We start from the raw sequence: 13,752 nt of genomic DNA, 5'->3' as shown, positions 1-13,752 counted from the left end.
CTTTTTATGGCATAATTATGACCTTATCAAAAATTGAATTTAAAACTTCTAAAAGATGTCTGCAATTAGCCTTTTAAAAAGTATATTTTATGTAAATAGTATTGATAATTGACGATTATTGTATTATTATATAGATAATATTACTAGTGAATTACATTACTTCTAGTATAGGCAATGACTGATTAATAAAGGAGCGGAAAAAATGGATAATATTTTTAAAAGATTTACTTGCCTAATTTTGGCATTACTAATGGTTTTGGAGGTGTTAAGCCCAGCAACTGTCGCAGCGGCAGGCTTGTTAGATGAGGCTGAAGTCAAAAATTCCACGACACAAAACCAGCAAAACATAACTGATGAATTGTTTGAAAAGAAATCTTCAAAGACCGAGGAGAAGAAAAAGGATACTAGGACGGAATATGAAAAGTCAGATGAATTTTTGCAACCTGCAAAAAAGAAAGAAGACTATGAAATTCTAGTTCCAGCTAAGAAAAAAGCTAATAAAGAAAACAACATACTTACAGCTCCTGAAAAAGAAGACATAGAAGAAAATAATAAGAAGCTTCAAGAAGAAAAGGCTCAAGAGGAAAAGAAGAAGGAAGAAGCAGCTAGACTTGAACAAGAAAAGCTAGAAGCTTTAAAGATTGAAGCAGCAAAACAAGAAGCAGCAGCAAGAGCAAATGAAAGAGAATCTTTAGAAGCAGAGGCTGAATATAGAGAAGCTCGTGACAAGAGAATTGAGCTTGAAAAGAAATTAGAAGAATTAAAAAAACAAAAAGGTCTAATAGACCAAAAGAAAGAATCAGAAAAAAGCCTAAACTCTGAAGAATCAAATAAATTAAATAAAACTAAGGATGCAATCGAAGAAAATGAAGTTGAAGAAGAAAAGGGCTTCTTAGATAAATTAAAGGAAGGTCTTGGACTTACAGACTTACAAAGAGCAGACAAAGAACTAAAAAAAGCTCTTGCAAACAAGGAAAATGGATTAGAAGAAATCCAAGCTTTACTTAATACTTTCCAAGACAAGTACGACTTGTCAAGAGAAGACCAAGCAAAACTAATGGCTGACAACACAGACGCTTTTAGAGAATTTATTGAAAGACATGGCTATGAAAATTTTGATCCTCAAATGTTCATGATTGAAAATGATGCAGTAGGAGAAAATGATGGATTGGAAATTTCAGATCTTTATGAAAATCTAATCAAGGAAGACAGAGAGCTTACAATAGAAGAAATGGAAGCAGGTCTTCAAAAAGCAGAAATGCCAAATTCAGAAGATACTGGATTTGGTTTCTTTAGAGCTTTGCGTGCATCTAGTCCACTAGATGGCAAGAAATTTACTATTAGAACTAGATTTGACACATCAACATCTAATGGTCCAATAAAGGCTGGACAATACTTTGATATCCACTTAGATGAAAAGTTAACTGTAATTGATTCAGCAACATTAAAAGATATTGTCTACAATAATCAAATAATTGCCACTCCAGAATATGATGCAACTTCAAATACTATAAGATATAAAATAGTAAAAGACATAAATGAAAATTTAAATTTCCCTCTTAATATTGATGTGGATTTCAATACTGGAAAAATTAAGGCAGATGAAAGTTTTACTGTTATAAATAGTGTTTCTGGACTTGGAGTAACTAATCCAAAGTCACTTTTACCAGTAGTTGTTGATAAAAACGGAAACACAGTAAACACAATTACAGAACCAGGTAGAGATGATGTTATTCAAATTATAGATCCAGATGGTGGACAATATAGAGTTCCAGTTGATTTAGTTGGAGAACCTGTCATTGAAAACAAAGAAATGGTAGGAATAAATTGGTCCATGAAGGTTCGTTCTGATACAGATTTAAGTGCTTTAGGTTTTATGGCAAACTTTACAACTGTAAAGGGATCTGGTCTTGGAGAAATTGAAAATGTAAAAGTCAATGGCCGTGATGTAAGTCTAACAGACCAACTTGAAGGTGCTTTAGGAATTGTTGACTCTAAGCACCATAATTTACAAGAAAGCACAAGAGATCTTTCCTATACTTTCTACACTCCAGTAACTAATACACAAGGAAATTATTTATTAGACATATCAGTGGTTCTCCAAGGAAAACAAAAAGGTGGGGCTATTAGATTTATCTTAGATCAAGGTTATGCACAAGAAAAAATAAGTGAAGCTACACCTACTCGTGTAGGAATAAATAATAGAACTACTATCCAAGGTCAATTTTTGGCTAATGACAAAGCACAGTGGACTATAACAGATGCCATCTCATCTGGAGATGAAGCTAATAATGGTATGCCACTTGCAGACAGAAAACTTGATGGAGATCAAACTATAGAATCTGGTGCAAGAGTTGTCTATGGTATTGATACTAATATAGATAGCCCAACTTATGGTCAAATGATAGTAAAAGAAGCTGAAAAAAATATCAACTCCATTCCAGCAAAGGAAAGTGATCCATCAGGCACACAAGAAGTTGGAAATATTGCAGTTTACGAATTTGACACACAACTTACAAACGCAGATAAACCAAGTAACTACAATATCTCAGGTGTAAAGATTTCTAAATTCAGAGACCTATATATTGACCAAGTTTGGAATTTGCCAGTAGAAGGCATGACTATGCCAGGACAAGACTTTATTGCCAAAGATAATGAGGGCAATGAACTTGGTAAAGTCCATGTAGAAGAAGGAGCTGCTGGAGAAACTACAAGATTTGTCACAATTCCTAATGCAAGATATTGGGATATAAATGAAGAAACTCACGCGCCTTCTAAAAGAGAAAATAAAATTGAACAAAAATTTGATAAAGATACAGTAGAAGTAGATGGCAAAACTTATAAGTACAACGAAAATGTCAACTACTATCAAATTGACACAAAGAGTCAATATATTCACGATTCTGCAATAGAGCAAACAAATTTAAAACCAGTAACATTTACAGTAGTAAAAGTGGATAGCAAAGACCCAAATAAGAAACTAGCAGGAGCAAGATTTAAGATATTAGGGGACAACCAACCATCAGTAGTTACTGATGACCAAGGTAAGGCGACATTTAATAATGTACTTCCTGGAACTTACACTCTAATAGAAGAAAAAGCTCCAAATGGATATAAGCTTGATCAAGGAAGAAAAACAATAACTATATCAGAAGATGGGAATATTAGTGTAGATGGAGGAAATATCCAAGCAGGTGGAAGCACTAGTGCGACTAAACTAGTTCAACACGATAGTTTCCCTAACTGGCCAGACTATATGAATGCTATGCATTATGGAAAGATTAATGATAATGGCGAATTGGAATTTTACCTTTACCTAAAACCAGAAAGCAATAATGGTAAAGATGGTACAAATAGAGATACAAGACTAAATATTTCTATTCCAGATGTAAACATCACAGAAGTAAGTGCTTACGACGTATCTCCAGGCTATAGAAATAATGTTAGATACAGCATGGAAGAACAAAATGCTCAAGGATATATTCCATTGCTTGGAAATAATGTAATAAATGCTGCGAACAATCACAAGATTATAGGAACTCCTAATAAAACTGATGCCTATACAGGAAAAACTGGCTATGAGATTTATTTCCCACAAGAAAGATTTGCAAATGATTGGGGTTTCATAGTAAAAGTAAAAGCTAATATTGGAGATAAACAATCTATTAACTTAGATTATGACTGGTTGACAAATGAAAATACAGCTGGACAAACAAATCTTACTCAAAAAGTCACAATAAGTAAGGCTAGTGGAGAAGGCGAAGATACACAAACTCAATTAATAGTTACAAATGAAGAATTCACAAAAAGCCCAATAGCTGCAACAAAATTTGGCGATACATTTGATGAAAATGGAAATAGAAATAGACTACAAGGAGCAGAATTTGTTCTTAAAGATAGCGAAGGAAATGTAATTGCCAATAAATTTACTGATGACAATGGTACAGCTAACTTTGGACAATTCCCAGTAGGAAGATATAGACTAGAAGAAGTACAAGCTCCAGAAGGCTATCAAAAGAATGGCGTATATTTTGAAGTTGTAGTTGACGATGAGGGTCAAGTAACATACAAGGCAAGGTTTGAAGATGGCATTGGTACACCAGAAGCAGGTCGTGACTACTATATAGAAAAAGGTGAAGAAACTGGAGATTCAAACAAGGCTACAGTAACAAGTGTTAACCAAAGACTTGAATATCTAGAAAACGAACCAGGAGATATCGGTGAAAAAACAGGCGTATGGGAAGCCTACAGATATGAATCATTAAAATATCACGCTGACATTACTTTATCTAATTCAGCTCCAGGCTCAAGATTTGAAATTCAATTTGATAGAAATCTTGACTTTACTCAATATTTTTCTGATTTCCCTAAAATTGTTATAGATGGAGTAGAAGTTGCAGATCCATACTTCGATTATGATACTAACCTATTGACTTATGTATTTAATAATAAGTCAAAGGGTGGACCAGCTACTGCTTCTATTAACCTAAGAGGTATAATCCCAGATAAATACTTTGCTAAAAATACAGGTACCTATAACTTTACAATCAAAGTAGCTCCTGGTGTAGCAAATGTTGGAGGAAATCCTGTATTAAATAGAGATATAAATGCAGACTATGAACAATATGATTCTGGAACAAGTAACTCTAACCAATTCTACTATTTCAGAGATGTTTACCAAAAAGAAGACGGAAACTGGTATGTAACAGCTATGTCATATTTAAACCCAATGGGATTTTCTTATGGTTCAAAGACAGTAGAGTACAATTGGATAACAACAGATTTCCAAGGAGATAGACGAATAGCTAGATGGTTAGGAAAAGGATATGAACCTTTATACCAATTAGATGATGTAAAGGTGTATGCAACTGAATACAACACAAGAACACAAAATGGTATAAAATTAAATGATACTATGCCATTATCAGTAGGTATAAGACCAGAACAAGATCCTAACACCTATAATTTACTTGCTCATCAAAAAATAAATCCAAATGATAGGTTAGATAGAAGGGAAAACGGCGTAAGGGTACTTTATGATCCAAATAAAATAAAAACAACTGGAGGAATTAATGATAGTGCTCCTCTAAAGATATCTACACCAGCAGTCAAAAACGGTGGAGGTTACGTAATTGAGCAAACTTTTAAGATTACTGATATAGATCAATTCAACAAAAAGTGGAGAGCCTTCTATATGACTGATGGTAATCTTGAATCAGCTTTCGCATCTAAGGCCAATGTCAACACTGCCATAGGTGACCAAGCAGGTGGAGAAATACCAAAATATTATAGAGAAATTGTTGGTTTAATAAATAACAAATATACTCCAGGTTCTTTTAAACTTACTAAGTATGATGAAGTAGATAGAAGTAAAAAACTTCCTGAGGCAACTTTTGCATTGACAGATGAAAATGGAAAGACAATTTACAGGACATCTGACGAAAATGGCCTAGTTAGCTTTGAAGGTATTGCACCTGGAAGATATTCTTTAGAAGAATCTAGAGCACCAGAAGGCTATCAACTTACTAATAAAAAATGGCAAGTTACAGTTTTAAATGACGGTAACGTTAGAATTAGAGAAACATCTATTACTGGGGCAGGTCAGCTATATACTGGTAATGAAATTAATATACAAGTTTCAAATAAACCAGCTGGACAAAAGTTTAGAGTTTATAAAAAAGATGGAAATGGACAGCCACTTGCCGGAGCAAAATTTAGGATATCTGATCCAGATAATACTGATCCAAATTTCCCAATAGAAGCAACATCAGATCAAAAGGGTATTGTAGAGTTTAACGGAACTCCTAAAGAAAACAAAAACTATGTCCTTGAAGAAATTGCTCCACCGGCAGGTTACAATCCACTTAATAAAAAATGGGTTCTAAGAGTAGAAAAAGGTAAAGTAAAAATTTATAACTATTCTACTAACGCAGAAGGTGGACAAGAAGTTCAATCTATACTAGCAAAAGATGGAGTTGAATGGGTTGATGTTAAGAACAGAAACACTTCAAACTGGTCTAACTATGACAATAGATGGACTGGTTGGACAGGCAACAATCAAGATGCAAGATATTTGGGTACAAGAATTGTTGCAATAAACAAGGATGAAAAATACGTCATCCAAAGATATGTAATAAATCCAGAATCAAGAAATATTCCAAATCAATCAAGTGTATCTATCCATAGACAAGTTCCACAAGATCCTAATATGGATTGGTTTGATATGAATAAGTTTGACAAGGATAATGACATCAAGGTATTTAAACTAGATAGGTCAGTAACAGGACTTATTTCTGATATAAGACTTGCATCTTATAATACAGATGATATTACAGCTGACGTTGTAAAGACGGCTCAAACAGAAGAGGGTAGGTATGGGGAACCTGACAGATTAAAATTAGGTATTCCAGCTACAGATAAGCCAATAGTAATTGACATCAAAGTTCCTTATAAAGACGCCAATGGTGGAGTGGGAACTGGCATGGACTGGTCTGAAAATGATACTATAATTTACTGGAAAGGTGACCACTATGAAAGAGTGTCCGACATCAAGACCACAGGACCTACAACAGGAACAACAGGTACTATTCTGGGTTCTTATATAGGAGAAGATTCTCTTGATGTAACTAATGATATTAAAACTTACGGCTTTAAAATCAAAAAAGTTAAAGAAGATAATACAACACTTATTCCAGGTGCTGTTTTCAAATTGACTGGTCCAGATCCAAGCAAAAACGAAAGATATATGACAACAGATTCTAAAGGAATGATTTCATTTAATGGTTTAAAACCAGGAAACTACAAATTAGAAGAAACTGAACCAGCACCAGGTTATGAAAAGGCTAATACTACTTGGACAATAAGAGTGGCTAATGATGGAAAAGTTTATATTAAGGATAATAAAACTACTCCAGAAGGAAAAGACGCAAATGCACAGTTTTCAGTAGTTCAAAACTTAAATGCTGAAAATGCCAATGTAGATCCAGCTTTAGCTATGAAGATGCAAACAATAAAAGCATCAACATACAATTTCACAAATGAATCTGTTGGAAATTCTCCATTATTCTTAAATGAAGCAGATAAAAGAGAAAATTCTGTGATAAACAAAATAGATGCAATATATGGAGAAAATAACTTTGAAAGACTATTCCCTAATGGAATTACTATTAGAGAAGTTGCCATGGCATCCTATGACCCTAATATTGTAGGAGAAAATGCAGAAGCTACAGTAGCTAATGGAGATGGATTAGAAGTTTCTCCAGAAGAAATCCCAGAAGCACAAAGAGCTGGGGATGGATGGGAAATAGTTGACAATGCAAGTCCAACTCAACCAGAAAAGAGAGAAGATGCTTCCGATTCAGATTACGGACAATTAATCGATACAAAAATAATCGAAATCGATAAGGCTAATAATAGATATAAACAAGTATTTATTTATAAACCAGGTGGAACTGCTAAACGTAATCGTGAGATAAAATTCCACAGAGCTTACGATGCTTACAATATAAGTCCAAGTGAAGTTACGACAAGAGTTTTTCAAGTCCCTGCAAACACAAGTCTAGCTAATATAAATGAAAGTTCTGATATAGATTCAATACCAGGAAAAACAGATATTAGCAAAAATGTAAAATTTACATCTGTAACTGAACGTGTAAATAAAATTAAAACTACAAGTATCACAACAAGATATCCAGGTAATATATTAATAGAAGTTGAAACAAATTATAATGAAGACCAACCAATTGGTTTGGGTTCAAATTATAACTTTAACATGGCAGGACAATATGGTAACAAATGCTGGTTAGAAAAATCCTATCCAAATGAAGCTAGTGTTCCAGTAGTAAAAACAACTGTTGACTACACAATAACATTTGATGGAAATGGTGGACAATGGCACATGGATCCAGTAACAGTTGAAGAAAATACTGAATACGAATTACCAGGATCATCATTTATAGCTCCAGAAGGAAAAGAATTCGATGGATGGCTAGTAAATGGACAAAAGAAAAATCCTGGAGATATAATAACTGTAACTAGTGACTTAATAATTCAAGCTCAATGGAGAAATAAAGCTCCAGAACAAGTGACTGTTTCATTTAGTCCTGGGGAAGGTTCTGGCACAATGGCAGAACAAAAAGTAAATGTTGGTTCAAACTATCAATTGCCAGCTAATGGATTTACCGCACCAAATGGAAAAGAATTTGATGCTTGGTCAGTGAATGGAGAAAGAAAAAATCCTGGAGATTCTATATCAGTTAATGCTGATACAAGAGTAACAGCTCTTTGGAAAGTAAAAGCTCCAACAACTTATAATGTAATAGTTCAAAATCCACAAGAAGGTGGAACAATTACAGCAAGTACAACTTCAGCAACAGCAGGAACAGAAGTTACGCTTACAGTTAATCCAGAACAAAATTATGAACTAGAAACTTTGACTGTTGGAAATGAAAATGTAACAGCAAGTGTTGCAAATAACCAATACAAGTTTACAATGCCAGCAGGAGATGTAACTGTTTCTGCAACATTTAAGCAAAAACAAGTAGGTCCTAGCGAAGGCGAAACTGAAATTAAACCAGGGGAAGCTGCACAAATCACAAACAAGCAAGTTGGTCTTGATCTAAAGATTTACAAGAAAGATAGAAATGACAGAAAGCTTGAAGGTGCTATATTTACAATCAGAAAGACTGATGAAAGCTTTGAAAATATGGACCAAGATTTTGGAGTAAAAACAGGAACTTCAAATGCAGAAGGACTTGTAGAGTTCAAGGATAAAGATGGCAACATTATTAACTTACCAGTGGGATATTATGTGATTGAAGAAACAGCAGCCCCACTAGGTTACAGAAAGCCTAACGCTCCTTGGAAAGTACAAGTTGTAGAAGAAAATGGTCAACTTGTAGCTAAATACAAGGGACCAGAAGAAACACCTCAAAGTTTCGTAGAAAAAAATGAAAACCTTGAAATAAAAAATGCAAATGGTGTAAAATACGCAACAAAAATCACTCATATTGACACAGAATCAAGAACATTCATACAAAGGGTTTACATTGATACAAGAGGAAAAAAAGGAACTGTCAACGTTCAAATAAATCCAAAACACAAGAGAGAAGAAATTGACAGAGCTGGAAAGCCACCAGTAACTATCAAAGAAGGTGTAAAGACAGCTTATAGATCAACTTATAAGATAAGTGGAATAAATGGCGATCCAGACCAAGCTCAAATGATTAAAATCTTAAATGACTATGATGTTTCTACTCCAAATGTGACAGTAGTAAATACTGCAAGATGGAGACCATTTGACTGGGAATTTGACGAAGACCAACTAAATCTTGAACCAGGAGTTTACTTCATAGACATTGAAGGCTTCTATGATACTTCTATTATTGATAGAAATGTTACTAATGAAGTAGCTATAGATTCTAACTACAACTTTACTCAAAAAGATGGTAGAACTCCAAGTGCTGAACCAGTCCTAAAAGATCCTTACAAATTAACAGCAGCTGATATTCCAGATGAAGATTTAGGTAAGATTGATATTGATATTGAGTTCTTTGATGGTGCAAGAAGTTTTTATCAAGCACAATTTGATAAAAACCAACGAAAACTTGTTTATAACACATTTGAAGGTGCTTCATACCAAGGTGGTATGGAAGCTGTAAGGCAAAGATATCATGATAAATTAGTTGCGGTTGGATATAAAAAAGATCAAGCGAAAGAGATTGCTGATGCATGGCCAAATAAAAAGCCAGCTGGTCAAAAATATATAAATGCTCTAAGTAAACAAGCATCATATAATTACTCTTATGGAGGCAGAATGTATACTGAAAAGCATATAGCAGGATTTATTGACCCACCTGTTATACCAGGAGTAGAAGGTTATACAGCACCATCTAGTACTATAAAAACAAGCATGGATATTAACTCTTTATACTCATCACAAAAAGAAAACACAGTTCCTCAAGAAGGACTAAGCGTTGTAAATGATGCTGAAAGATACAACATCACTTTCTCTAAGCATGGTAAAGATTCTGACACTGATTCTATAGAAGAAATTACTAAGAGAAGACTTGAAGGAGCAGTATTTAAACTTGAAAAGAGAGTAAGAGAAGGTATCTACGAAGAAGTAGAAGGTTCTTATGTATCATCAGCCTTCAACGGTTACTTTGGTTTCAGAGGACTTGAACCAGGTCGTTATAGACTAATAGAAGTTCAAGCACCAAAAGATTACAAGCCAATTGATGGACCACTTCTACACTTCTCAGTTGAAACAGTAAGTTTGGTATCACAAAAAATAGTAGATCCAAGAATTGGGGAAACTATTGATGTAAATACAGTAGAATTCTATTTCCCAGATAATACTACTCCTTATAAATTTGGGGACTTAGAAGTTCACGATCCAGTAACTAATAAAGTTATCAAGTTCAAAGATGCTAAGAATGTGGATCTTGAATCAACTAAGATAATAAATCCACAAGACAAGACAATAGAAGTTCCTTTAAAGGATTTAAGCATCAAGTTCCCAGGAGAAATAAAGAATAAAGAAGGAAAAGTTATTAAGGACACTTATAAGATAAGTGAAATCCAAATAACACCAACTTCTAATGGATATATTTCTCTAGAATATAATAAGGCAAATGGTGTTTACCAATATGTTCCAGAAAAATCATCTACTGAAGAAAATGGTTTGTTGGTAGACTATGTAACATCTGCCACTGCCAAGAACATGGGTAAAATCGTAAACGAAAAACCAGGTAAGGGTAGTGTAACGATAAATAAAGTTGATGAAGATGGAAATGCCTTAAAGGGTACAGCAAATGAAAAAGGCGAACTAATAGCAGGGGCTAAGTTTAAACTTACAAACTTAACTGATGGTTCAGACCCTGTAGTAAAAACTGTAGGAGAAGATGGTACTTTAACATTTGATGGATTAAAGATAGGTAACTACCAATTAGAAGAAGTTGAATCTCCTGATGGACACATTAATGGTGGTCAAGTATGGCACTTTACTGTTGGTGGTAAGGACTTAGACCCATATTCAGAAGATATTGCTCCAACAGGAAGAGATTTATCAGGACAAATTAAGCTCACAGAATCAAAAATGAGTGTATTGAGTCCTATAAATGAAAATGGTGCTCCAACAGTAGAAGGAGAAATTCATCCACATCTTGGAGAATCGCTAGTATTTGACAATTCCTATGAAGTTCCTGAAGGAATGAAGATAAATCCAGGAGATTACTTCACATTAAAACTTAAAAAATCAACAGATCTTCATGGAATTTTTGAAAATTCTATTGACAATCTAGATATATTTGCAGATGGAGTAGGTACTATAGCAAAGGCAAACTACAATAGAGAAGCTGGAACTATAACTTACACTTTCACAAAATATGCAGATACCTATGAATTAAAGAACATTTCTAATAAGATAGCTGCTTTTATAAATCTAGATGTGATAAGACAGTCACAAAATTTTGTAGATGTTGGATTTAGTGATAAATCTAGCAAGGTAAATGTTGTTTATGATTTAAGAACTGAAAGAAAAGATGACAGAGTGAACTTTATTAACTACACATCAAAGATAGTTAAGTACAATCCACAAACTGGAGAATTTGTTCATTATTTCTATATAAATAGAGATAGAACCCCAACAGGAGCTTTCGATTTTAATTTCTTATCAGATCAAAATCTAGAAAATGTTCTTGTTACAGAATACAAGGTTCTAAATAATCTAGAAGGTGCTATGCCAGAATCCTTTGGTGTAGATGAAAATAGTGATAATTTAGATTATGGTAGAGTTATTAATTCTAAGAACTACCTACAAGCAGGAGAGTTATTAAGTACTCCTTACTATAATGGAGTGGCTTGGAATGGATCCTATGTCGTAAAGATAACTGGTAAAGTAGCTGATGAGGATAAGAGCAAGTATGTAGGATACTCTCATCTTATTCACTATTATGGAAATGGATATTCATTATATGCTGATAGATTTGATGCAGTTCATCAATTTGTAAATGAGTCATCAGCTGAAGCTAAGTTAACTATAAAAGCTATTAACCCATCTAATAAGATAGTCTTTAAGAAGATTAATAGTAATAGTGAAGCTTTACAAGGTGCAACATTCCAACTTTATAAAAAGGATGATGAAGGAAATTGGAATGCTTATGGTCAACCAATTGAAACTGGTGAAGATGGATTAATTGAATATTCTAAGTTACCAAAGGGTGAATACCAATTAAAAGAAACCACAGCACCAGAGGGATATGTAGCACCAGATGGTCCACTAGCAGAATTCAAAGTAGATGAAAGTGGAAAAGTCTTCAGAAAAGAATCCTATAAAGATGAAAAGGGACAAGAACAAGTAAAATATGTTGAAGAACCTGGTGTAGTTCCAATTACTTTAGTAAACAACAAAGAACATGAAGTAGTGTTCAAGAAAGTTGATGGAACTGATAATAAGGTTCTTGCAGGTGCAGAATTTGAAGTATTGTATAAGAATGAAAAGACAGGAGAATATTCTAATAAGGATATAATTTTGTACAAGGATGTAAGTGGCACAATATACGCTCTTAAATCTGATGACACGCCACCTACTGGTTATACAAAATTAGATAAACTTATAAGTGGAACAGATGGTATTGTTAAGTTCAAAGTAAATGAACCTGGATTCTATGCACTTAAAGAAATTAAGGCACCAGAAGGATATATCAATCCAAGAGGTATTGTAAAACAATTTGCAATCTTAGATGATAAGCTTCAAAGAGAAGAATATAAGACTGAAATGGATGTAAACAAAACAAAAAGTGGAACATACGCTAATGGATGGCATAACGAATATCTGACTTCTATTGATATGAGATTTAATCCAAATCATGAAGAAATAACTTACGTGAAAGATAAGTCTAAAATGAGTCTATCAGGATTACCACTTGAAAATGAATTCTTTGAAAATAACGTTGGAGCTAAAACAGGAGTAACTATTAAAGCCTATACAGTTGATAAAGAAAATGGTACTGAAACCTTTGTAAAATCTTATAAAGTTGACTTGAAGAACTATGATGGTTATAAAGGTAAAGAAACCATTGACTTGTACGACTTAGTAAAAGGCGACACTACAGATGGTAGTCCAGTAAAATCTGATAAGACATTAGTATTCAAGATGTCTCCTCAAATCGGTCTTACAACAGAATTAGATATCAAATCTAATATAGTTATAGGTGAAGGAGAAGATAAGATTAGCGAAGAAAGAACTTTCCATATTGAAACTAAGGGCGAAGAATATGTCGACCACTCTTATGAATTCACTACTATGGGAGAATTGACAAATATTGGAACTAATCCTATAGAAGTGGAAAACTTTAAAGGAGAATTCCCAATAACTGGTGGTCTTGGCACTATAATCTTTACTGTAACTGGTTTAGTTATTATGAGTGCAGCGGCTTATCTATACAAGAGAAAAAGAAATATGTCTTATGATGAATAATCTTTATGTAAAAATTTGCTGAATTAAGATTAAGTTTTAGTTATTATATCTTGGGAGGAGAGGAATCTCCTCTCTAGATTTATGATTAATCCTAAGATAAATTATCTTTTAATCTTTTTTAGTCTATCGAGAAACTGCTTTTTAAATTAAAATTGAAAAATATTTTTTAGAGTCTGGTTTTACCAGGCTCTTTTTGCTTTTTATTTTGACCTACTAATTTTTGTGCAAAATTTATGTAAAAGATTATAGCTAGGAATATATTATTGAATAAT

At 33.6% G+C, this 13,752-nt stretch carries 1 protein-coding gene; it reads left to right on the top strand.

Annotated elements, in window-relative coordinates; genetic code table 11:
* Positions 1-202: 202 nt before the first annotated feature.
* Entirely contained in the window at positions 203-13,480 is a 13,278-nt protein-coding gene (locus BN3657_RS00525; protein WP_062551338.1) for a SpaA isopeptide-forming pilin-related protein, read from the top strand.
* Positions 13,481-13,752 lie beyond the last annotated feature (272 nt).

The organism is Peptoniphilus phoceensis (genome assembly GCF_001517665.2).
Classification (GTDB): Bacteria; Bacillota; Clostridia; order Tissierellales; family Peptoniphilaceae; genus Peptoniphilus_A; species Peptoniphilus_A timonensis.
This window is presented reverse-complemented; position numbering and strand designations above follow the sequence as displayed.

What these genes read in the sequence shown, in the direction of transcription:
- BN3657_RS00525 (WP_062551338.1), top strand. Translation starts at nt 203, where the DNA reads ATGGATAATATTTTTAAAAGATTTACTTGCCTAATTTTGGCATTACTA.